General features: G+C 72.5%; 22 protein-coding genes. 10 read left to right on the top strand and 12 right to left on the bottom strand.

Annotated features, from left to right (window positions below; translation table 11 throughout):
* Positions 1 to 5 precede the first annotated feature (5 nt).
* Both cydD and cydC read left to right on the top strand, forming a co-directional pair.
* A complete protein-coding gene (gene cydD, locus V6S02_RS16165) occupies positions 6 to 1,703 on the top strand; it encodes a thiol reductant ABC exporter subunit CydD (protein ID WP_336401637.1) in 1,698 nt (565 codons plus the stop codon).
* Entirely contained in the window at positions 1,690 to 3,396 is a 1,707-nt protein-coding gene (gene cydC, locus V6S02_RS16160) for a thiol reductant ABC exporter subunit CydC (protein ID WP_336401636.1), read from the top strand. Before cydD ends, cydC begins: the two co-directional genes overlap by 14 nt.
* A 20-nt stretch (positions 3,397 to 3,416) precedes the next feature.
* Here the strand turns inward: cydC and V6S02_RS16155 are convergent, their stop codons facing one another.
* The 6 genes from V6S02_RS16155 to V6S02_RS16130 are packed head-to-tail and all read right to left on the bottom strand — an operon-like array spanning position 3,417 to position 8,773.
* Complete coding sequence (locus V6S02_RS16155; protein WP_336401635.1) at positions 3,417 to 4,982, bottom strand: SDR family oxidoreductase; 1,566 nt, start codon at positions 4,980 to 4,982, stop codon at positions 3,417 to 3,419.
* A 46-nt stretch (positions 4,983 to 5,028) separates the two neighbouring features.
* Complete coding sequence (locus V6S02_RS16150) at positions 5,029 to 5,628, bottom strand: GNAT family N-acetyltransferase (protein WP_336401634.1); 600 nt, start codon at positions 5,626 to 5,628, stop codon at positions 5,029 to 5,031.
* Positions 5,597 to 6,745: an ABC transporter ATP-binding protein gene (locus tag V6S02_RS16145; RefSeq protein ID WP_336401633.1), complete on the bottom strand. Its 1,149-nt coding sequence runs from the start codon at positions 6,743 to 6,745 to the stop codon at positions 5,597 to 5,599. Before V6S02_RS16145 ends, V6S02_RS16150 begins: the two co-directional genes overlap by 32 nt.
* On the bottom strand, positions 6,742 to 7,566 hold the full coding sequence (locus tag V6S02_RS16140) for an ABC transporter permease (protein ID WP_336401632.1): 825 nt from the start codon (positions 7,564 to 7,566) through the stop codon (positions 6,742 to 6,744). Before V6S02_RS16140 ends, V6S02_RS16145 begins: the two co-directional genes overlap by 4 nt.
* Positions 7,563 to 8,387, bottom strand: coding sequence for a molybdate ABC transporter substrate-binding protein (modA, locus tag V6S02_RS16135; RefSeq protein ID WP_336401631.1), 825 nt, complete (start codon positions 8,385 to 8,387; stop codon positions 7,563 to 7,565). The genes V6S02_RS16140 and modA overlap by 4 nt, the downstream gene beginning before the upstream one ends.
* A complete protein-coding gene (locus V6S02_RS16130) occupies positions 8,384 to 8,773 on the bottom strand; it encodes a TOBE domain-containing protein (protein WP_124293921.1) in 390 nt (129 codons plus the stop codon). Before V6S02_RS16130 ends, modA begins: the two co-directional genes overlap by 4 nt.
* A gap of 68 nt (positions 8,774 to 8,841) precedes the next feature.
* Here V6S02_RS16130 and V6S02_RS16125 point away from each other — a divergent pair, with 68 nt between their 5' ends.
* Genes V6S02_RS16125 through V6S02_RS16100 form a run of 6 tightly spaced genes read left to right on the top strand, consistent with a single transcriptional unit; the run spans position 8,842 to position 12,882 of the window.
* On the top strand, positions 8,842 to 9,966 hold the full coding sequence (locus V6S02_RS16125; RefSeq protein WP_336401630.1) for a ThiF family adenylyltransferase: 1,125 nt from the start codon (positions 8,842 to 8,844) through the stop codon (positions 9,964 to 9,966).
* Positions 9,963 to 11,228 carry a molybdopterin molybdotransferase MoeA gene (locus V6S02_RS16120; RefSeq protein WP_336401629.1) on the top strand — a complete coding sequence of 422 codons (1,266 nt, stop codon included), beginning with the start codon at positions 9,963 to 9,965 and terminating at the stop codon, positions 11,226 to 11,228. Before V6S02_RS16125 ends, V6S02_RS16120 begins: the two co-directional genes overlap by 4 nt.
* Before the next feature lie 4 nt (positions 11,229 to 11,232).
* Positions 11,233 to 11,706: a cyclic pyranopterin monophosphate synthase MoaC gene (moaC, locus tag V6S02_RS16115; protein WP_124293924.1), complete on the top strand. Its 474-nt coding sequence runs from the start codon at positions 11,233 to 11,235 to the stop codon at positions 11,704 to 11,706.
* Entirely contained in the window at positions 11,703 to 12,347 is a 645-nt protein-coding gene (gene mobA / locus V6S02_RS16110; protein WP_336401628.1) for a molybdenum cofactor guanylyltransferase, read from the top strand. Before moaC ends, mobA begins: the two co-directional genes overlap by 4 nt.
* Positions 12,340 to 12,648, top strand: a complete 309-nt coding sequence (locus V6S02_RS16105; protein WP_240638624.1) for a DUF6457 domain-containing protein — start codon at positions 12,340 to 12,342, stop codon at positions 12,646 to 12,648. Before mobA ends, V6S02_RS16105 begins: the two co-directional genes overlap by 8 nt.
* Positions 12,649 to 12,882, top strand: coding sequence for a MoaD/ThiS family protein (locus V6S02_RS16100; RefSeq protein ID WP_124293926.1), 234 nt, complete (start codon positions 12,649 to 12,651; stop codon positions 12,880 to 12,882). It abuts the gene before it with no gap.
* 3 nt (positions 12,883 to 12,885) lie between these two features.
* On the opposite strand, the gene V6S02_RS16095 is transcribed toward V6S02_RS16100, so the two are convergent.
* The 6 genes from V6S02_RS16095 to V6S02_RS16070 are packed head-to-tail and all read right to left on the bottom strand — an operon-like array spanning position 12,886 to position 20,228.
* Positions 12,886 to 13,314: a molybdenum cofactor biosynthesis protein MoaE gene (locus V6S02_RS16095; RefSeq protein WP_336401627.1), complete on the bottom strand. Its 429-nt coding sequence runs from the start codon at positions 13,312 to 13,314 to the stop codon at positions 12,886 to 12,888.
* Positions 13,311 to 13,793, bottom strand: a complete 483-nt coding sequence (locus V6S02_RS16090; RefSeq protein WP_336401626.1) for a MogA/MoaB family molybdenum cofactor biosynthesis protein — start codon at positions 13,791 to 13,793, stop codon at positions 13,311 to 13,313. Before V6S02_RS16090 ends, V6S02_RS16095 begins: the two co-directional genes overlap by 4 nt.
* A gap of 9 nt (positions 13,794 to 13,802) precedes the next feature.
* A complete protein-coding gene (locus V6S02_RS16085) occupies positions 13,803 to 16,265 on the bottom strand; it encodes an FdhF/YdeP family oxidoreductase (RefSeq protein WP_336401625.1) in 2,463 nt (820 codons plus the stop codon).
* A gap of 47 nt (positions 16,266 to 16,312) precedes the next feature.
* Entirely contained in the window at positions 16,313 to 18,145 is a 1,833-nt protein-coding gene (locus tag V6S02_RS16080; RefSeq protein ID WP_336401624.1) for a helicase HerA-like domain-containing protein, read from the bottom strand.
* 4 nt (positions 18,146 to 18,149) lie between these two features.
* Positions 18,150 to 18,830, bottom strand: coding sequence for a phosphatase PAP2 family protein (locus tag V6S02_RS16075; protein WP_336401623.1), 681 nt, complete (start codon positions 18,828 to 18,830; stop codon positions 18,150 to 18,152).
* 57 nt (positions 18,831 to 18,887) lie between these two features.
* Complete coding sequence (locus tag V6S02_RS16070; RefSeq protein ID WP_442927943.1) at positions 18,888 to 20,228, bottom strand: multidrug effflux MFS transporter; 1,341 nt, start codon at positions 20,226 to 20,228, stop codon at positions 18,888 to 18,890.
* Between the two features lie 237 nt (positions 20,229 to 20,465).
* On the opposite strand from V6S02_RS16070, the gene V6S02_RS16065 reads away from it, so the two are divergent.
* Together V6S02_RS16065 and V6S02_RS16060 are read left to right on the top strand one after the other, a co-directional pair.
* The gene (locus tag V6S02_RS16065; protein ID WP_124293932.1) at positions 20,466 to 21,188 is read left to right on the top strand and encodes a DUF3105 domain-containing protein; all 723 of its coding nucleotides are present in this window, start codon (positions 20,466 to 20,468) and stop codon (positions 21,186 to 21,188) included.
* A 10-nt stretch (positions 21,189 to 21,198) separates the two neighbouring features.
* Entirely contained in the window at positions 21,199 to 21,879 is a 681-nt protein-coding gene (locus V6S02_RS16060; protein ID WP_336401622.1) for a DUF305 domain-containing protein, read from the top strand.
* Positions 21,880 to 21,912: the final 33 nt, after the last annotated feature.

Here is a 21,912-nt window from a genome sequence, read left to right as displayed (position 1 = left end):
CCCTCATGGCTCGTCCCGTCGACCCTCGGCTTCTCCGCTACGCCGCGGCATCCCGTCCGTTCTTCGCGCTCCTCGTGCTGATCGGGTTCGCTCAGGCGGTGGTGGTCGTCGCCTTCGCCTGGCTGCTCACGCAGGCGATCGTGGGCGCGATCGACGGGATGCCGCCGGCCGAGCTCGCCGGGATCCTCACCGCACTGGTGGCGGTCGTCGCCCTCCGCGCCGCGCTCGCCTGGGTGCGTGAGGCTGCGGCGGCGCGGGCCGCGGCCCGTGCGCAGTCAGAACTGCGGGCAGCCGTCCTCGCCGCCATCGACCGCCTGGGCCCCGGCTGGCTCGCCGGCCGCAACACCGCACGGCTGGCGGTCACCGCCGGCCGAGGGCTCGAGGCGATGGAGGCCTACTTCGGCCGCTACCTGCCGCAGCTGGTTCTCACCGCCGTGGCCACGCCGCTGCTGGTGGCGGTGATGTGGTGGCAGGACTGGGTCTCGGCCCTGACCGTCGCACTGACCCTCCCGCTCATTCCGCTGTTCATGGTGCTCATCGGCCTTGCGACCCGGTCGGTGCAGAAGCGGCAGTGGGACACGCTCGGCCGGCTGGCCGCCCGCTTCGCCGACACCGTGCGGGGCCTGGGCACCCTGAAGCTCTACCAGCGCCAGGACCGCGCGGTCTCCTCGATCGGCGAGACCACCGCCCGGTACCGCCGCGAGACGATGACCGTGCTGAGGGTGTCGTTCCTGTCGGGTTTCGCCCTGGAGTTCCTCGCCAGCATCGCCGTGGCCATCGTCGCGGTCTCGATCGGCTTCCGACTCCTCGACGGCGCGCTGCCCCTCGCCGTGGGCCTGTTCGTCCTCCTCCTCGCCCCCGAGGCGTATCTGCCGCTGCGTCAGGTGGGCGTGCAGTTCCATGCGGCGGCCGAAGGCGTCGCCGCGACCGAGGAGGTCTTCGACGTGCTCGACGCCGCCGGCGACACCGCTCCCGCCGGCGATGATCGGCCGTTCCCATCGGATGCCGCGGGGCAGGGTCCGGGCGGAGGGGAAGAGGGTCTCGTCGTGGAGGGCCTGCGGGTACGCCGTGGCGACGTCTTCCTCGCCGCGGTCGACCTCACGGCGGCACCCGGCACCGTCACCCTCCTCACCGGCCCGAGCGGAGCAGGCAAGAGCAGCCTGTTCGCGGCGCTCCGCGGAGCTGCCGCTGCCGAGGGCACGGCGACCTGGCAGGGACGGGATGTCCGGGCGCTCTCTCCCGCGGATTGGCTGGCGTGGGCGGGGCAGGACGCGGGCCTTCTCCACGGCAGCGTCGCGGAGAACGTCGCCCTCGGCGATCCCGACCCGGATGAGGCGCTGGTGCGCCGCGCGCTGCACCTCGCGTGCGCGGACGGGGTCTCTACCGACACCGGTCTGGGCGTGCGCGGAGCAGGTCTCTCGGGGGGCCAGGCTCAGCGCGTCGCCGTGGCGCGGGCGTTCTATCGCCTGCTCCGCGACCCGGCTGGTCGCGGTGCCCGCCTGCTCGCGCTCGACGAACCGAGCGCCGCCCTCGACGCCGACACCGAGGAGCGCCTCTGGCGCTCGGTGCGCATCCTCGCCGACGAGGGTGCCGCGGTGCTGCTGATCTCCCACCGTGCCAGCGCGCGCCGGATCGCCGACCGCATCGCGTCGATGACCGCGGAGACGATCCCCGTCCCGGAGGCCCGTCATGTCGCAGCCTGAAGCCCGGACGAGCGCTCGCTCGATCCTCCGCGGCGCGCTGCCACCGGCGCCGCGGTGGGTGCCGACGATCCTGACCGGCCTCGCCGCGGAGGCATCAGCGGTCGCACTGCTGGCGGTCAGCGCATGCCTCATCGTGCGCGCGTCGGAGCAGCCGCCGGTGCTGTACCTCTCGCTCGCGGTCGTCGGGGTGCGCTTCTTCGCCCTCTCCCGGGCCGCCGCCCGCTATCTCGAGCGCCTGTTCGGACACGACGCCGCCCTCGGCCAACTCGTGCGCACCCGCACCGACCTCGTCCGCCGCCTCGTTCCCCTCGCCCCCGACGGCCTCAGCCGGACGCGGAGCGGCTCGGTGCTCGGCGCCCTCGTCGACGATGTCGACGAGCTGCAGGACCTCCCCCTCCGGGTCATCCAGCCCCTCGCCTCCTCGGCGCTCGTGGCAGCGCTGTCGGTGATCCTCGTCGGGCTGGTGTGGTGGCCTGCGGCCCTCACCCTGCTGGCCTGCCTCGCGCTGGCCGCCGTCACCGCCGCGGTGTGGGGCTGGGCTGCCGGGTCACGCGCCGAGCGCGCTGTGGCGCCCCTGCGGGCGCGGGTCACAGAGGCCCTGATGGATCACTTCTCCGCCCTCGACGTCCTCCACGCCTACGGCGCGACCGAGACCAGTCGCGCCCGGATCGACGCCGCCGATCGCGCCCTCCGCCGCGCCGTCGTGCGTCGCGCCGGAGCTCAGGCCGCGACGACCGCGGTCGTGTCGGTCGCGGCCGGCGTCGCATCGATCGCCGCCGTGCTCGTCAGCGCGCCCGCCGTGGCCTCGGGGGCGCTGTCCGGTCCCGGACTCGCGGTCGTCGTCCTCGTACCGATGGCGGTCTTCGAGGTCTTCACCGTCGTGCCGCTGGCGGCGGCAGCGTGGCGGCGCGTGCACGCCGCGGCGACCCGCATCGCCGACGCGGTGCCGGACGCCCTTCCGACCGAGCTCGTGTCCGATCGGCCGGGGCCACCCACCGGAATGGGCCCGTCCCTGGGGGAAGGGCTGTCCCTGCGGGGCGTGACGGCGAGGTGGCCGGGCAGCGCGGAGGCCGTGCTGCGCGGCGTCGACCTGGACGTCGCCCCCGGCGAGCGCGTGCTGGTGTCGGGCGCGAGCGGGGCGGGGAAGACCACGCTCGCGCACGTGCTGGTGCGCTTCCTCGAGGCCGGCGGCGACTACACGATCGGCGGCGTTCCGGTCACCGCGTTCTCGTCCGACGACGTCCGCCGCACGATCGGTCTCGTCGAGCAGCATCCGATGCTCTTCGATGACAACATCCGCCAGAACCTGCTGTTCGCACGGCCCACCGCGAGCGACGCGCACCTGGAGCGGGCCCTCGAACGGGTGGGGCTGTGGGACTGGGTCGGTCGGCGCGGGGGCCTCGACGCGCGAGTCGGCGAGCGCGGCGCCTGGGTCTCGGGGGGCCAGGCCCAGCGGCTCGCCCTCGCCCGAGCGCTCCTGCGCGGCTTCCCCGTCCTCGTCCTCGACGAACCCACCGCCGGCGTCGATCCGGCTGCCGCTGATGAGCTTCTTCGCGACCTCCTCTCGGCCGCCGGGTCCGAGCAGGCCGTGATCCTCATCTCGCACGCCGACGTCCCCGCGGGCGGTGTGGATCGCGTGGTGCGCCTGGAGGCCGGCCGCGTCGTCCGCGAGGTGGGCGCGACGACGCCGTAGGCCGGCGCCGCGCCCGCCGCTCAGGCGGGCGAGGTCACGGTCGGCCGGGCGCTGCTTCCCACCACCGTCTCGGCAGCCGCGGCGATGCGATTGGCCATGCCCGCGAAGATGAAGCCGTGGAACGGAAGCACGGCGAACCAGTACAGGCGCCCCGAGAGGCCGTGGGGGAAGAACACGGCGCGCTGCTCGTACCGTGAGCCGCCCGCCTCGGGGCGCGCCCGCAGCTCGAGCCACGCGAGCCCCGGCACCTTCATCTCGGCACGGAGGCGGAGGAACCTTCCCGGCTCGATCGCCTCCACACGCCAGAAGTCCAGGGCGTCGCCCACGACCAGACGGGCGCGGCTGCGTCGCCCGCGTGCCAGGCCGATACCCCCGACGACACGGTCCATCCACCCGCGGATCGCCCAGAGCACCGGGGAGGAGTACCACCCGTTCTCGCCGCCGATCCCCTCGATGACCTGCCAGAGCGCCTCGGGAGGGGCGGTGGTGTGCGCTGACCGCTCGTCGACGAAGACCGCCTTCCCCGCCCAGTCCGGGTCGCTCGGGAGCGGATCGCTCGGAACGCCGAGCACCTCGGCGTCTTGCCAGCTCGTCTCGATCGCATCCTCCGCCACCCGTCCGAGAGCTCGCGCCACCGCCTCCCGGTACGGCATCAGACCGCCTTCGGGACGCGGGATCAGAGCGTCGACATCGTTGTCCTTCATGACGCACTCGTTCTGCAGGGACTCCACCAGCGGACGCGCGATCGAGCGCGGGATGGGGGTCACGAGGTTCACCCAGTGCGAGGCGAGACGGGGCGTCAGCACCGGCAGCGCCGCGATCGCCCGCTGCGGGAGCCCGGCCTCGAGCGCGTAGCCGTTCATCATCTGGCCGTAGCGGAGCACATCGGGGCCGCCGATGTCGACGGCGCGATTGACATCGGGGGCGACGCGCGCGGCGCCGAGGAGATAGTGCAGCACGTCACGCACCGCGATGGGCTGGATGCGGTTGCGCACCCACCGCGGCGCGGGCATGTACGGGAGCACGTCGGTGAGGTGGCGGACCATCTCGAAGGACGCCGAACCCGACCCGATCACGACGCCCGCCTGAAGCACGAGCGTGGGCACACCGCTGTCGAGGAACACGTGTCCCACCTCGACGCGCGACCGCAGGTGCGCCGACAGCGGCACCCCCTCGGGATGGAGACCACCGAGGTACACCAGGCGCGCGACGCCCGCGCGGGCGGCGGCGTGGGCGACGGTTTCGGCGGCCTCCCGGTCGGCCGTCTCGAACCCCCGACCCGCCGACATCGAGTGCACGAGGTAGTACAGGACGTCCACGTCGGCAGCAGCGCCTGTCATGACGGTCGCATCCGCGGCATCCCCCGACACGATCTCGACCCGCTCGCCCCAGGCGAAGGCGGCCACGCGACGCGGATCGCGCGCGAGGACCCGCACCCGATAGCCGGCGTTGAGCAGCCGCGGCACCAGGCGTCCGCCGATGTAGCCGGTCGCTCCCAGGACGAGGGCGCGGGGGGCGGTGCCGTCATCGCGCGCGACGGCGACGAGCGCCGCTTCGCGACCGGTCGGAGCGGAGAGGTCGTCCATGCCAGCGAGGCTACCGCCGCCGCGGGGGGCGGAGGGCGGCGCGCGATCAGTCCAGACGCATCCCGAAGGCCTGACTCCCGGGCGTCGACGGCAGCGCCGCGAAGCCCAGGCGAGGATAGAACGCCAGCGCCCCGGTGTTGCCGGCGGAGGCGACGAGGTGCACACCCGGCACGCCCCGGTCCCGCAGCGTCTGGACGAAGCCGGCGATGAGCAGGCGCCCCCACCCCTGTCCCTGCACTTCGGGGAGGAGGTCGATGTGCAGGTGAGCGGGATACTCGCCGGCATACGGATGTGCGCTCGTCCCCCGAGCGGCGGCGTCGTTCAGCAGATCGGCGTGGCGCCCCTCGGCCCCCTCCCTCCCGGGACGGTGCGGGGCGACCCGCGGCCACCAGTCGCGCGCGAACCAGCTCTCGAACGCGGCGGTGTCAGGAGTCCCGACGAGGTAACCGGCGACCCGACCGTCATCGGTCTCGACGACCGAGGCCAGGTCGGGGTGCCGCGCGACGTAGGGGAGGACGAAGAGCGCGGCCCAGAGATCGTCATCGGGCAGCACGCCGGTCGCGTCGGCGCCGTCGTCGGCGGTGCGCAGACAGATCTCGGCGAGCGCCGGTTCGTCACCGGGGCGGAAGGGGCGAAGGCGCGGCACGCGGGGAGTCTACGCGGCCGGCGTGCGGGACGGCGCGCGTGTCAGGTGTCAGCCGGACCGCCGCCTCGTCGAGCGTGACGGTGACGTCGGCGCCGACGGGGAAGCGCGCGGCGGCGGCCAGGTCGGCATCGACGAAGAGGGGAGGCTCGTCGGTGTGCAGACGCACCCCCGAGGGCGTGGCCTCGTGCCGGACGATCCGCGCCGACCATCCGCCCACGCCCTCCGCCGCGGCGCCGCCACCGCCGTCGGGTGCCCCGATCGCCGCCGCCGAGGGGCGGAACACCGCCCACACCCGCCCACCCGTCACGAGAAGGGCGCGCGAGGCGGCATCCGCGGGAACGACCCGCCGCCCGGCGCGCTCCCAGGCTCCGTCCCGCGCAACCCCCTCGACCCGGTTCAGACCCGCGATGCGCGCGACGAACGCCGTCGCCGGGGTGGCGAGCACCTCGCGGGTCGGCCCGCGCTGGCTGACGCGACCGGCTTCGACGACGATCAGGGTGTCGGTGAGCACCGCGGCATCAAGAGCGTCATGGGTGACGACGACGGCGGTGACGCCCGTCGCGGCGAGCTGATCGCGCAGCACCGCGCGCAGGTCGTCGGCGGTGACGGGGTCGAGCGAGGTGAAGGGTTCATCCAGTAGCAGCACGGCCGGGTCGGTCACGAGCGCGCGTGCGAGGGCCACCCGTTGCTGCTGACCGCCCGAGAGTTCTCCGGGCCGCCGATCGCCGAGGCCCGCCAGGCCCACCCGTTCGAGCCAGGATGCCGCGTCGGAGCGCGCCTTCGACCGCGAGACGCCACGCGCCCGCGGCCCGAACGCGATGTTCTCGGCAGCGGAGAGGTGCGGGAACAGCCGCGCGTCCTGGCCGAGCAGCACCACCTCGCGTGCCGCGGCCGGCACGAGGCGTCCGGGGGCCGACAGCACACGTCCGTCCCGGACGACGCGTCCCGAGTCCAGCCGCACCGTTCCCGCGATCACTCCGAGGAGCGTGGACTTGCCCGCACCGCTCGGACCCATGATGCCCACGACCTCGCCCGGCTCGGCGACGAACGACACCGACAGCCGGATGTCGCCGCGCGCCTGGTCGTCGACCTCGACCTCGAGTCGCCCCGCCGTCACCGGAGGCTCCCCGGTCGCCAGGCACGGACGAGGAGCAGGACCACCAGGGCGGTGACGAGCAGGAGGAGCGACAGAGCCACTCCGGTCCCCTGCGCCACGCCCGCACCGTTGAAGGCGCTGTAGATGGCGAGCGGCATGGTCTGGGTGACCCCCGGGGCGTTCCCCGCGAACAGTGCCGTCGCGCCGAACTCCCCCACCGCCCGAGCGAAGCAGAGGATGACACCGGCGATGAGCCCCGGTGCGGCCAGCGGAAGGGTGATGCGGGCGAGGATCGTCCAGCGACCGGCGCCGAGCGCGCCTGCCGCCTCCTCGAACCGGCTCCCGATCGCTCGCAGCGACCCTTCCAGAGCGAGGACGAGGAACGGCAGCGCGACGAAGGCCTGGGCGAGGACGACGGCGGTGGTGGTGAAGGGCAGTCGGATGCCGACGGCATCCAGTGCAGGACCGAGCCAGCCGTTGCGGCCGAAGAGGAACAGCAGCGCCACCCCGCCCACCATCGGCGGGAGGACCAGCGGAACGGTGACGACCGCACGCAGAACAGCAGCGGTCCGCGTCGAGGCGCGCGCGATCACGAGCGCGAGGGGGATGCCGAGGATGATGCACAGCGCCGTGGCCGCGAGTCCGGTCTGCAGCGACAGCAGCAGCGCCGACACCGCCGGGGGCGAGGTCACGTCCGCCCAGAGGGTCGACCACTGCGCCCGCGACACCAGCGCGGCCAGGGGGACGACGAGGAGGGCGAGTCCCAGGACGGCAGGGACGGCGAGGATCGGAGGAACCGCGGGGGCGGGCGCCGATCGGAGCGAGCGCGAGTCGGAGGTCATGGTCCGGCAGACGCGAACCCGGCGTCGGCGAGCACACGCTGCCCCTCGGGACCGGTGACGAGGTCGACGAAGGCGCGGGCGACCTCGTCGGAGGCGGCCCCGGTGGTCACCGCGATCGGGTACAGGTTGACCACGTCCGCGGCTCCGCCGGGCACGATCACCTCGACGTCATCGCGGCCGACGACGTCGGTGGCGTACACCAGGCCCGCGTCGGCCTCGCCGGCGGCGACCTTGGTCACCACCGCCGTGACGTTCTGCTCCAGGCTCGCGGGGGTGAGACTCACCCCTGCGTTCTGGAGGAGCGTCCTCGAGGCGGCGCCGCACGGGACATCGGGCTCGCACAGCACCACCATCGCATCGACGAGGTCGGCGAGCCCTGCGATGCCCGCGGGGTTGCCCGTCGGGGTGACGAGGACCAGGGTGTTCGCGGCGAAGACCACCGGATCGGCCGCAACCCCGGCGTCGACCGCCTGCTGCATGATGCGCTCATCGGCACTGGCGAACACATCAGCGGGCGCCCCCTCGATGATCTGGGTGGCGAGGGCCGATGATCCGTCGGTGACGAGAGGCTGCACCGCGACATCCGGATGCTCCTCGGCGAAGACCGTCAGGAGATCATCGAACGCGCTCTGCAGGGACGCCGCCGCGTAGACCGTGAGGCTCCCTGTGAGTCCTCCCTGGGCAGAACCCGGCGACGGCGAGGTCGGGGCCGGCCCGGCGCAACCGCTGAGGATGACGGCGGCTGCCGCGAGAGCACCGATCGTGACAGGACGGATGTGACGTCGAGATCTCGCACGACCGGTCGAGGGAGCGCCCGTCACCGGGGGACCTCCACGGTCACCGTGGTGGCCTTGACCGACGCCACTGCGAGCGACCCGACCTCGAGCCCCAGGTCGTCGACCGCTTCGGACGACATGAGCGACACCACCCGGTGCGGCCCGCACTGGATGTCGACCTGGGCCATGACGCCGTCTCGCTGCACGCGGGTCACGAGCCCCACGAAGCGGTTGCGGGCGCTGGAGAGAACCCCGGTGGGGTCGCCCGCCTGCTTCGCCAGGGCGAGCGCGTGTGCGGCCAGGACGGTTCCCGAGATCTCCGCCGGGACCGCACCCGTGGTCTCGAGCGTTCCCTGATCGATCCATCGGCGCACCGTGTCATCGCTCACCCCCAGAAGGGCCGCGGCGTCTGAGATCCGAAAATTCGGCACAATACGCATCATATCTCCGCAGACGCGGAGGCGGCGCGGGGCATCGGCGGCGGGGCTAGCCTGATGCCATGCCGTTGCCACCCCTTGTCGACCCGGCACCGCTGCTCGACCCCGCCGAGCAGGAGCGGACGCTCCGACACGCCGCCCTGGCCGGGCTCGGCGAGATCGGTCAGCGGCGCCTCGCTGCCGCGCACGTCGCCGTCATCGGGGCCGGAGGGCTCGGCTCGCCGGTCATCCTCGCGCTCGCCGCCGCGGGCGTGGGAACCCTGACCGTCATCGACGACGACGTGGTGGATCTGTCCAACCTCCAGCGTCAGGTCCTGCACCGCGTGGCCGATCTCGGCAGACCCAAGACCGACAGCGTCGAACGCGTCACCCGCGACCTGTCCCCCACCACTCGCGTCCACGCGCGGCGAGAGCGCCTGACCGCTCACAACGCGGCCGATCTGCTCCGCGGCGCCGATCTCGTCGTCGACGGCAGCGACAGCTTCGTCACCCGGGAGGCCGTGGCGAGGGCGACCGAGACGCTCGGGGTGCCGCTGGTGTGGGGAGCCCTGCAGGGGGCCGCCGCTCAGGTGACCGTGTTCTGGTCGACCCCGCCGGACGGCGCCGCGCGGGTCGTCCTCGACGACCTCTACCCCACCGGGTCGGCTCACGACGCCCCCTCGTGCGCCGAGGCGGGAGTCCTCGGCCCCCTGTGCCTGCAGGTCGGCGGACTGCTCGCGACCGAGGCGGTGAAGCTCATCGCCGGCGTCGGCGAGCCGCTCCTCGGCCGCATCCTGGTGGTCGACGCCTGGGCGGGTGCGGTGCGTGACGTGCCGCTGGCGCCCGCTCGACGATCCTCCCCCGCGCCGATCGTCGCCGCGACCGACATCCCCGAGATCGAACCGGAGCGACTGGCCGAGAAGCTCGACACGGGGGCGGTGCTGCTCGACGTCCGCGAACCGTGGGAGACCGCCCGCGGCGTCATCCCGGGTTCTGTTCTCCGCCCCCTCGCCGACGTGCTCGCCGCGCCCACCGCGCTCGCAAGCCCCGCCGGCGACGGTCCCGTCGTGGTCGTCTGCCAGGCGGGCGGCCGCGCCCGGCGGGCCGCCGAGGCGCTTCGCGCCACCGGTGTCGACGCCTCGGTGCTCCGGGGCGGTTACACGGCGTGGATCGCCGCGGCAGGCGCACCCGCCGGAGCGAACACGTGAGCTCCGTCCACGCTCTGCGGTCGGTCGAGGAGCACCGCGACGCCATCCTCGCCGCGGTCCGCCCCTGCGACGTCGTCGCATCGCCCGTCGAGACCGCGCTCGGTCTGACCCTCGCCGAACCGGTGCGCGCACGGGTGCCGATTCCGGTCTTCGACAATTCGGCGATGGACGGCTTCGCCGTGCGCTACGACGACGTCGCCGGTGCGACGCCGTCGACACCGGTCGCGCTGCGCGTCGTCGCCGACCTGCCCGCAGGGAGCCCCCTCGACCCCTCCCTCCGCCCCGGCGAGGCCGCTCGCATCATGACGGGGTCGGCGATGCCCACCGCCGCCGACACCGTCGTGCCGTTCGAGGACACCGCCGACGGTCTGGCCGACTCCCTCGGCGAGATCCAGGTGCTGCGCGCCCCACGAGCCCGCGGCGCCCACCGCCGGCACCGTGGTGGTGATCTGTCCCCCGGCGACGAAGTGGTCGCCGCGGGTGTCGCGCTCGGGCCCTTCCAGCTCGGAGCGGCCGCTGCTGCGGGTGTCGCCGTCGTCCGGGTACGCCGCCGACCACGCGTGGCGGTGATCTCGACGGGATCCGAACTCGTCGCCCCCGGCGCCGACCTGGCGCGGGGCCAGATCCCGGAGTCCAACAGCATCCTCCTCGCGGGGCTCGCGCGCGACGCGGAATCCGAGGTCGTCCTGCGCACGACCGTCGCCGACGACGACGAGGGCCTCCGACCCGCGCTCGCCGCAGCCCGGGACGCGGGCGCGGACGCCGTGGTGTTCTCCGGGGGCGTGAGCGCGGGCGCCTACGAGGTGGTGAAGTCCACCCTCGGTCCCACCGGGGAGATGACCTTCACCGGCGTGGCCATGCAACCCGGCAAGCCGCAGGGGTTCGGCGCACTCGACGACGGCACGCTGCTGTTCGGTCTCCCGGGCAACCCCGTGAGTGCCGCGGTGTCGTTCGAGGTCTTCGTGCGCCCGGCCCTGCTCCTCATGGCCGGGCGCACGCAGCTCGAGCGGCCCGTGCTGCGACTCGCCGCCGGCACGGGGTGGCGCACGCCCCCCGGTCGCCGCCAGTACCTCCCCGCCGCCATCGATCGCAGCGACCCCGCCGCGTGGCGCGTGGTCCCCGCGACCGCGGGCGGCTCGGGCTCGCACCTGGCCGGCGGCCTCGCTCAGGCCGAGGCCTTCGCGATCGTCCCGGCCGAGGTGGAGCAGGTCGAGCCGGGCGACAGGGTTGACGTCATGCTCAGAGGGTCGATGTCATGCTGAGGGGATGAGCTTCACACACCTCGACGCCGCCGGCCGGGCCCGCATGGTGGACGTCACCGAGAAGACCCCGACCGTCCGCGCCGCCACCGCGCGCGGCTTCGTCCGCTGCGCGCCCGCGGTCGTCGCCGCCCTGCGGGATGGGGCGATCCCCAAGGGCGATGTCTTGGCGGTGGCGCGGATCGCCGGCATCCAGGCGGCCAAGCTCACCCCCACCCTGCTGCCCCTCGCCCACGTCATCGGCGTGCACGGCGCGACGGTCGACCTCGTCGTCGAGGACGAGGGCGTGTCGGTCGAGGCGACCGTCCGCACCGCCGATCGCACCGGCGTGGAGATGGAGGCTCTCACCGCGGTGAGCGTTGCCGCCCTCGCGGTCGTCGACATGGTCAAGGGCATGGACAAGTCCACCTCCATCGAGGCCGTGCGGATCGTGGCGAAGGAGGGCGGGCGCTCAGGAACGTGGGTGCGCCCGGAAGGATGATCGATCTCTCCGCGATCCTGCTCGCCGGCGGGCGCGCGCGGCGGCTCGGCGGGGTGGCCAAGCCGCTCCAGACCGTCGGAGGCAGATCCCTGCTCGACATCGCCGTCTCCGCAGCGACCCGTGCCGGCGCCTATCCGATCATCGCCGTCGGCCCCGAGATGCCGGTTGTGGGCACGGTGCGGTGGACACGCGAAGATCCCGCGTTCGGCGGACCGGTGGCAGGGATCGTCGCGGGGTTCGACGCCGCGATGGCAGCGGCGGACACTCGGCCCGCGTGGACGCTCGTGCTCGCGTGCGACCTCCCCCACGCCGAATCCGCCGTCCCCCTTCTCACGGCTGCGGCCGCGCTGGTGCCGAGCGACGTCGAGGCCGTCTGCCTCGGTGACGCCACCAGCCGACCGCAGTTCCTCGTCGGCCTGTTCCGTACCGCCCCCCTCGGGCGCCAGATCGAGCGGATGCCGCGACGCGGCCGTGACGCGGCCGTGCGCGACCTCGTGAACGACCTCGCCGTGACGGTCGTCAGCGATCCGGGAACCGCGGCTCTCTCCTCCGACGCCGCCGCGGCTCTCTCCTTCGACGTCGACACGTGGGAGGATCTTGAAGCGGCGCGCCGCGCCGGGGAGGACGGGAACCGTGAGTGAGACACCCACACCGACACCGCGCACGCTGCCCCCGGAGGCTCTGGACCGCTGGGCCGAGCTGATGCGCGACCACTTCGACCTCGCCGCCGATCAGGTGCCCGTCTCGGGCGTCCTCGACCTCGCGCGGGAAGTCGCGAACGGTGTCGCCCGACCCGGCGCCCCCCTGGGAGCCTTCGTCGCCGGTCTCGTCGCCGGTCGGGCCGGAGCCGGCCCCGACGACGTCAGGGCCGCGCTCGCCGCCGTCGTCGACCTCGTCGCCCAGTACGACGACGCACCTTCCGAGCAGACGGCGGAGACCTGAATGGCGCGCGTGAGGTACTTCGCCGCGGCCGAGGAGATGGCCGGCACGAGCGAGGAGACGAGGGCCGAGCCGACCCTCGGCGCGCTGCGCGCGGCGCTGGCCACCGAGCGCCCGGGAATGGCGGGCCTCCTCCCCCGCTGTGCGGTGCTCGTCGGCGGCAGCCGGGTCGATGACGACGAGCCGCTCAGCGCCGAGACCGTCGTGGATGTCCTCCCGCCCTTCGCCGGCGGGTGAGTCTCAGCCGCCGAGGCCGAGCCAGGTCGCGGTCCCGTCGACCTCGATCTGCCTCTTCCACACCGGCAGATCCGTCTTGATCCGCTCGATGAGCTGACGGCAGGTGTCGAAGGCGGTGCCGCGATGCGCCGCGGCCACCGCGATGATCACCGCGGCGTCTCCGACCCCGAGCGTTCCCACGCGATGGCTGACCGCGACGAGCGCGCCGGTGTCACCGGCGGCCTCCTGCGCGAGCGAGGCGAGGACCGTCTCGGCATCGGGATGAGCGGTGTATTCGAGCGCTCGCACCGCTGCTGCGGCATCCGGATCGTGGTCTCGCACCCGCCCGATGAAGGTGGTGACCGCGCCCGCCGCGACGTCTTCCACGGCATCGAGATGTGCGGTGAGATTCAGGGGGTCGGCGCTGATCCGCGCCATCCGCACCGGCGTCATCGGTGGTCCTCACCCGCGAGCTGATCGAGCACGTGCCGGGCGACCGACAGGACGACCGGCATGCCCGACGTCACGGCCCGCGGGGAGCCGGGAAGGTTCACCACCATCACCCCGTGCGGGTCCACCACCCCGGCAAGCCCCCGCGTGAGCATGCCCGCGGGCTTTTCCGCCGCACCCCGTCGGCGCAGTTCCTCCGCGATCCCCGGGATCTCGCGGGTGATCACCCTCGCGGTTCCCTCGGGCGTCGCGTCGCGCGGTCCGACGCCCGTGCCGCCGGTCGTGATCACGAGTTTCACCCCTGCGAGCACCTGAGCCGTGACCGCACGCTCGACGCTGTCGGCACCGTCGGCGATCACGACCGCCTCGTCGCAGTCGAAGCCGGCCTCGCGGAGCGCGGCGACGGCGAGCGGTCCGCTCTCATCGGCACGCGCGCCGGCGGCGGAGCGGTCGGAGACGGTGATGACGGCGGCGGTGTGCACGCCCTCAGCCTAGGCGCGCGCGGCTGCCGCGACCTGTTCGAGGCGGACCACGACCGACTTCGACGTGGGTGTGCCGCTGACGTCGGCGACCGAGTCCAGCGGAACGAGGACGTTCGTCTCGGGATAGTAGGCCGCGGCGTTGCCGCGCGGGGTGGGGTAGGCGACGACCCGGAACCGTTCTGCGCGGCGCTCCTCGACCGCGCCGTTCGTCATCGTCCACTCCGATACGAGGTCGACCAGGTCGCCGTCGCGCAGCCCCTGGGCGCCGAGGTCGTGCTCGTTGACGAGGACCACCCGGCGGCCCCCGTGGATGCCGCGGTAGCGATCATCCTTGCCGTAGATCGTGGTGTTGTACTGATCGTGCGACCGCAGCGTCTGCAACAGCAGCCTTCCGGCCGGGATCTCGGGGTATTCGAGGCGGTTGGCGGTGAACATCGCCCGCCCGGTCTCGGTGGCGAAGGTGCGTGCGTCGCGGGGGCCGTTCGGGAGGATGAACGTGCGCCCCTTGGCGATCCGCTCCTCGAAGTCCTCGAAGCCGGGGACCACCCGGGCGATGTGAGCGCGGATGAGTGCGTAGTCGTTCTCCAGGGCCGACCAGTCCGCGTGGGGAACGTTGCGCGGGCGATCCACCCCCGCGGGGTCGGCGCCGCCCGGCTCCACGGTGTCGCGCTCGACCTGCCGGCGATCGACCTCCTCGGGTGCCGGCTGGGTCTCGAGCGGCGGCGCCGTGGGCGGCGCATCGACCGCGTCGCCGTCGACGTCGCCGAACAGCATGCGGCAGAGGCGCGCGATGATCGCCACCTCGCTGAGGAGGTCGTCCGACGGCGGTGCGAGCCGGCCGCGGGAGGCGTGGACCGCACTCATCGAGTCCTCCACCGTGACCCGCTGCTCTCCGCCGCCCCGGCGGTCGCGGTCGGTGCGGCCGAGCGTGGGCAGGATGATCGCCCGACGCCCGGTCACCAGGTGCGAGCGATTGAGCTTGGTGGAGACCTGCACGGTCAGATCCGTCGTCGCCAGGGCCGCCTCGGTCACCGCGGTGTCGGGCGTGGCGCTGGCGAAGTTGCCGCCCATCGCGAAGAACACCCGGACCCGCCCGTCGCGCATGGCGCGGATCGCGTCGACGGTGTCATAGCCCCACTCGCGCGGGGCGGCGAAGTCGAACTCGCGGTCGAGCGCGTCGAGGAACGCCGTGGAGGGCTTCTCGTAGATGCCCATGGTGCGATCGCCCTGGACGTTGGAGTGGCCGCGGACGGGGCAGACCCCGGCACCGGGGCGCCCGATGTTCCCCTGGAGGAGCAGGACGTTCACGATATCGCGCAGCGTCGGCACGGAGTGCTTGTGCTGGGTCAGCCCCATGGCCCAGCAGACGATCGTGGCCCCCGATCCCCGTACGGTCTCGGCGACGTGGCGGAGGCGGTCCTCGGCGATCCCCGTCGCGACGACCAGCTCCTCCCAGGGCACCGCGGCGATCGCCGCCCGGTACTCTTCGAAGCCCGAGGTGTAGGCGTCGATGAACGGGCGGTCGATCACGCCTCCCGCACGGTCTTCTGCTTCGAGCAGATGCTTGCCGATGGCCTGGAACAGCGCCTGGTCGCCGCCGAGGCGGATCTGCACGAACTGGTCGGCGATCCGCGTGCCGCCGAGGATCATGCCCTTGGGGGTCTGAGGGTTCTCGAACCGGATGAGCCCGGCCTCGGGGAGCGGGTTGACCGCGATGATCGTCGCTCCGCGGGCCTTGGCCTTCTCGAGCGCGCTCAGCATGCGGGGGTGGTTCGTGCCCGGGTTCTGCCCGGCGACGATGAGGAGATCCGCCTCGTGGATGTCGGTGATGGAGACCGTGCCCTTGCCGATCCCGAGCGTCTGGGTCAGCGCCGACCCGGATGATTCGTGGCACATGTTCGAGCAATCGGGGAGGTTGTTCGTCCCGAGCCCGCGGACGAGCAGCTGGTAGAGGAAGGCGGCTTCGTTCGACGTGCGCCCGGAGGTGTAGAACACCGCCTCGTCAGGATCATCGAGCCCCCGGAGTTCATCGGCGATGACGCGGAGGGCGTCGTCCCACGAGACCTCCCGATAGTGCGTGGCCCCCTCGTCGAGGATCATCGGGTGGGTCAGACGACCCTGCTGACCCAGCCAGTAGTCGTCGCGCTCCCGCAACTCGGTGACGCTGTGTCGCGCGAAGAATTCCGGACCCACCTTCCGCAGCGTCGCCTCTTCGGCGACGGCCTTGGCCCCGTTCTCGCAGAACTCCGCGATATGGCGTTTGTCCTCCTCCGGCCACGCGCAGCCCGGACAGTCGAAGCCGTCCTTCTGGTTCACCCGGAGCAGGGTCTGGGCGCTGCGCACCACCCCCATCTGCTCGTAGGACATCTGCAGGGCGTGGAGAACGGCGGGAACGCCGACTGCGACCTTCTTGCGGTCACCGACCTTCAGGTCGTTCTCATCGATGTCGGAGGTGGGGGGCTTCGTCGCCATGTCCACAGGCTACCCTCGCCCCGGCGACGGCGAACGGGGGTTCCCACTCAGCGGCGCGCGGTGCCGAAGACGCCGCGGATCACCTCGCGGAGGATGCTCTGCGTCGCCTTCGAGCCCAGCACCCGGTCGATCGGCGACGGGTCGGCGCGCCGGGTGGTGCGGGTGGAGCGACTGCCCGCGCTCTGTTTCAGGAGACGTTCGTACTCTTTCCGCGCCTTCTTCTCAGCGTCCGCCTGGGCCCTGTCGTGGGCTGCGCGCTGCTTCGCCAGCTCGGCCTCGATCCTGGCCTGCTCCGCGGCCGCATCGGCGGCGGCCGCGGCCTCCGCCGCGGCGTTCATCCGGGCGGTGAGGATCTCCCGCGCCGACTCGCGGTCGACGGCCTCGGCGTACGCGGCGAGGAGGGGAGATCCGGCGACGGTGGCCTGGATCTTCGCCGAGGCTGAGGGGCTCATGAGCCCCAGGGGCGCCCGCAGCCTGGTCCAGGCCACGGGTGTGGGAGCGCCTTTCTCGCTCATCACGGTCACGATCGCCTCCCCCGTGCCCAGTTCCTGCAGGACGCGCTCGAGGTCGTACCCCGAGGTCGGGTACGTGCGGACGGTTGCGCGCAGGGCCGCGGCGTCCTCGGGGGTGAAGGCCCGCAGCGCGTGCTGCACCCGCGAGCCGAGCTGGGCGAGTACGTCGGACGGGACGTCCTTCGGCGTCTGCGTGACGAAGAACACCCCGACGCCCTTGGAGCGGATGAGACGCACGGTCTGCACGATGGCCGCCACGAAATCCTTCGAGGCGTCGCGGAAGAGGAGGTGCGCCTCGTCGAAGAAGAACACCAGCTTCGGCCTGTCGAGGTCGCCGACTTCGGGGAGGATCTCGAAGAGCTCCGCCAGGAGGTACATGAGGAACGTCGAGAAGAGTTCGGGCTTGTCGGCGACACCCGGGATCTCGAGGAGATTGATGATGCCGCGGCCGTCGGGAGCCGTGCGGAGGATGTCGCGGACGTCGAACTCCGGCTCGCCGAAGAAGACGTCGGCGCCGCCATCGGCGAAGGTGATGAGTTCTCTGAGGATCACTCCGGCTGTCGCCGCGGAGAGTCCGCCGAGCTCCTTCAGCTCCGCCTTGCCCTCTGCGCTGGTGAGATAGGTCAGCACCGCCCGGAGGTCGGAGAGGTCCACGAGCGCCAGGCCGTTGGCATCGGCATAGTGGAACACCAGCCCGAGGCTGGACTCCTGGGTCTGATTCAGTCCCAGCACTTTGCTCAGCAGCAGCGGCCCGAATGCCGACACCGTCGCGCGGATCGGCACGCCGGTTCCGATGCCCCCGAGGGAGAAGTACTCGGTCGCGGATGCCGCGGGCTTCCAGTCCTGCCCGATGGCACGCGTACGCGCGAGCAGCTTCTCGCTCGGCTCACCGGGCGTGGCGACCCCCGACAGATCTCCCTTGATGTCGGCGGCGAAGACAGGAACCCCGCCGGCGGCGATCTGCTCGGCCAGCAGCTGCAGGGTGCGGGTCTTGCCGGTGCCGGTCGCGCCCGCGACGAGCCCGTGTCGATTCAGCATCCCGAACGGAATGCGCACCTGTGCGGTCGGCACGGCCTCGCCGTTCACGAGGGCGCCGAGATGCAGGCCCGGTTCGTCGAAGGTGTAGCCGCGGACGACGGCGGCGACGCCATCCTCGGTGAGCGGACCGTCCCCCACCGGCTCCGATACGGGTCTGGGGGCATCGGGCGGCGCCTGAGACGCGCGAGCGGCCGCTTCTTCGGCTGCGGCGAGCACGGCGCGCGCCCGGGCGGCCTTTAACTCCGCCTCGGCGGCCTCCGCGTCGGCGCGGAGCCGCGCGAGTTCGGCGGCCACCACCGCATCGGGATCGGACGACTCCGCCTGGGTCATGGGTTCACAGTAGCGAGACGGGCTCCGCCGCGGCATCCGTCCGCCGTCGTCTCTCCCTCGCCAACGGCACGGCGAAAGCCGCGGCGAGCAGCAGCGTCACGCCTGCCCCGACGAGCGCGCCGCCGAGGGTGTCGCTGAGCCAGTGGGCATGGAGGTAGGTGCGGCTGAAAGCCATGAGGAGCGTCCACACCGCACCCACGATCCCCACCCACACCCGCGGGAAGAGAACGAGCGCGATCGCGGCGACGGTCGCGGCGTTCGCGGCGTGACCGGACGGGAAGGAGCCGTAGTCGCTGACCACGACGATGTCCTCCGGCCGCGCTCGGCCGAACGTCTGCTTGAGCACCTGCACGCTCGCGGCCGAGGCTGCGAGGGACACGACGAGGAACAGCGCCCCCCAGGGCCGGCGGAGGAGGATCAGGAGGAGCGCACCGGCGAGGGGGACGACGGCGATCGAGAACCACCCCGCGCCGACGACGTTCATGAACTGCGAGAAGGCGGTCGCCACCGGCGACGACCAGCTCGCCAGGAGGATGTTCCACTCGGCGTCGAGGTCGAACGGCTCGTTGCCCCGGATGAAGATCCAGGCCCCGAGACCGACCGCGAGGGCGACGAGGATCAGTCCGGCGACCAGCGGCACGGTCCACGCCCGTCGATCCAGCGTCGGCGGTGTGGCGGTGTCCATCGGCTCATTCTGCCCCGCGGTTCTCGCACGGGGTGGACAGCCGCGGGGGGCTTGCGCTCAGGGTGTCAGCTGTGCAACCGACCGCGGGCGGACGATCAGCCAGAGAGCGAGCACGGCGACCACGCCGCATCCGACCATCACGACGGCCATCGAGGTGCCGGTGATGCCGGTGTCCTGCGAGATCCACCCGACCACCGGGGAGATGAGGCCGGCGACGCCGAAGTTGACCGCGCCGAGGATGGATGCCGCCGTGCCGGCGGCCTTGCCGTGCCGATCGAGCGCCAGCACCTGGATGCAGGGGAAGGTGAACCCGCACGCCGTCATGAAGAGGAACAGCGGCACGACGGTGCCCCACAGACCCAGGCCGAGCTGATCGAGGACGATGATCATGCTGGAGGCGAGCACCAGCGTCGCCGTGGATCCCGCCAGGACCCACTGCGGGCCGAACCGCGCCGCGAGCCGCGACGCGGTCTGCACCCCGACCACGAGACCGAGGGAGTTCACGGCGAACAGCAGGCCGTACTGCTGCGCGTCGAAGCCGTAGCCCTCCTGGAACAGGAACGAGGAGGCCGAGAGGTACGAGAACAGCCCGCTGAAGGTCATGCCGCCGATGACGAGGACGCCCAGGAACACCCGGTCGCTGAGGACGCTCCGGTACCGCTGCAGAACGGTCGTGCCGCCCCTGCCGCCTCGGCGGGCCGGGGGGAGCGTCTCGGGGACGAGGAGGACGGCGCACACCAGCAGGAGAGCCCCGTAGACGGCGAGCACGATGAACAGTCCCCGCCACGGCATGACGGCGAGCAGCCCGGCGCCCACGAGCGGTGCGACGACCGGCGCGACACCGGTGACGAGGGCGAGTCGGCTGAGCATGACCACGAGCCGCTTGCCGCCGAAGAGATCGCGGACGATCGCCATCGCGACCACACCGCCGGCAGCGGCGCCGATCCCCATGAAGACGCGAGAGACGCTGAGGAGCATCAACGTCGGCGCGAGGGCGGCGGCGATGCTCGCGATGACGTGGAGGGCCGTGACGGAGATGAGCGGCACGCGGCGCCCGACCTTGTCGCTGAGCGGTCCGACGATCAGCTGTCCGACACCGAACCCGATCATCGTGCCGGTCAGGGTCAGCTGGATCGCGGCAGCGGTGGTCTGGAAGTCGTCCTCGAGGACCGGGAAGGCCGGCAGGTAGAGGTCGATCGTGAACGGCCCGAGGGCCGTGAGCGCCCCGAGCAGGATGATGTAGAGCAGGCGCTTGCGGGCGGGGATGGCGTCGCCCGGATGGAGCATGACGGGCGCCGTCGCGGGATTGGATCCGAGGGTGCGGATGGCTCCGGTGGTCGTGCGAGCCGGGGAGGCAGCGGCGGGCGGGACGGTCGGCTGGGAGGCGGTATCGAGCACAGTCACTCTCGGTTTCGTGGCAGGGTGTCGCGCGGCCGGAAGAGGAGGCAGCCGACGGGGGTCGTCGCTGCGTCGGAGAGAGACGCGCGTCGAATCGATTCGAAGACCACCCGAGTCTAGCGGATGCGGGGCCGTTTACGAGCCCGTTCCCAGGGCTCGCCCCCATGCGCCCGCATAAGATGGGCACGTCCCTCCTGCCTCGACGCGCTCGCCGCGCCAGACCCGAGAGCCCATGCCATGACCCCGTCTTCGTCCTCCCGTCCGTCCGGAAAGCGCGCCAGCGGCAATCCGGCCACCCAGGCCGAGATCAATCAGACCGTCAAGCAGCAGCGCGAGCAGAAGAAGCAGGAGAAGCTCGCGGAGTATCAGCGCCAGCTCGCCAAGCGCCGCCGCAGCAAGGTGGTCTGGTGGGCCGTGGGCTCGACGGCGGCGGTCGCCGTGATCGCGGCCATCGTGGCATCCATCGTCTTCGCCCCCGCCCCTCCCCCCACGTACGGCGCCCTCGACAGCACGGGCGCCGAGATCGAGGGTGTCGAGACGTTCGAGCTGGCCACCGACCACGTCGACGGTGCCGTCGAGTACGAGCAGACTCCTCCCGCCGGCGGTCCGCACAATGCCGTGTGGCTGAACTGCGGCGTCTACACCGAACCGCAGGCCAACGAGAACGCGGTGCACTCGATGGAGCACGGCGCGGTCTGGGTCACCTACGACCCCGCGCAGGTGAGCGCCGAGGACGTCGACACCCTCGAGAGCTACCTGCCCTCCAGCTACGCGATCCTCTCCCCCTACGAGGGCATGGACACCCCGATCGCCGTCAGCGCGTGGAACGCACAGCTGAAGGTCGACTCGGCCTCCGACGAGCGCATCACGGAGTTCTTCGAGGAGTACTGGCGCAGCCAGAACGCCCCTGAGCCCAACGCCGCCTGCAGCGGCGCCATCGACGGTCCCGGGCGTCAGTGATCGGGAGCCGATGACCGACCCCACCGCTTCGCGCCGCGGACTCCCCCGCTGGGTGCTGATCGCGCTCGTCGCGCTCGGCATCGGGGCGCTCGCCTTCGCGATCGGCCGGTTCTCGATGTTCGGTGCGGCGAGCGCGGTCGCCGCACCCGGCACGACGTCGGCCGAGGCGGGCTTCGCCCGCGACATGCAGGTGCATCACGCCCAGGCCATCGAGATGGCCATGGAGATCTACCGCAAGACCGAGGACGACGAGGTGCGTGCCCTCTCCTACGACATCGCCACCGGCCAATCTGGTCAACGCGGTGAGATGTACGGCTGGCTCGTCAGCTGGGGTCTGCCGCAGTCGGGGGGTCCGCTGATGGGCTGGATGGCGGGGACCGACCACGCCCACGGCGGGCACGGCGGCGGGGACGGCGAGGCCCTGACGAACGCCGAGCTGGAGGCCGAGATGGGCATGGCGACCCCGGCCGAGCTCGACGCCCTCCGTGCGGCGACGGGCGCGCAGGCCGACTGCGACTTCCTCGCCCTGATGATCCGCCATCACCAGGGCGCCATCCCGATGTCGGAGGCGGTGATCGACCTCGGTTCCGAACCTCGGGTCCTCGCCGTCGCGCAGTCGATCATCGAGACCCAGGAGGCCGAGATCGACCGGATGACGAGCATGCAGCAGCGCCTCGGCTGCACGGACTGATGCCGCGCGGGAGGGTGCACCACTAGGGTGAAC

The organism is Microbacterium sp. CCNWLW134 (assembly GCF_037083565.1).
GTDB lineage: Bacteria > Actinomycetota > Actinomycetes > Actinomycetales > Microbacteriaceae > Microbacterium.
Note: the sequence above shows the minus strand (reverse complement) of the source record. Positions and strands in the feature narration are given on the sequence as shown.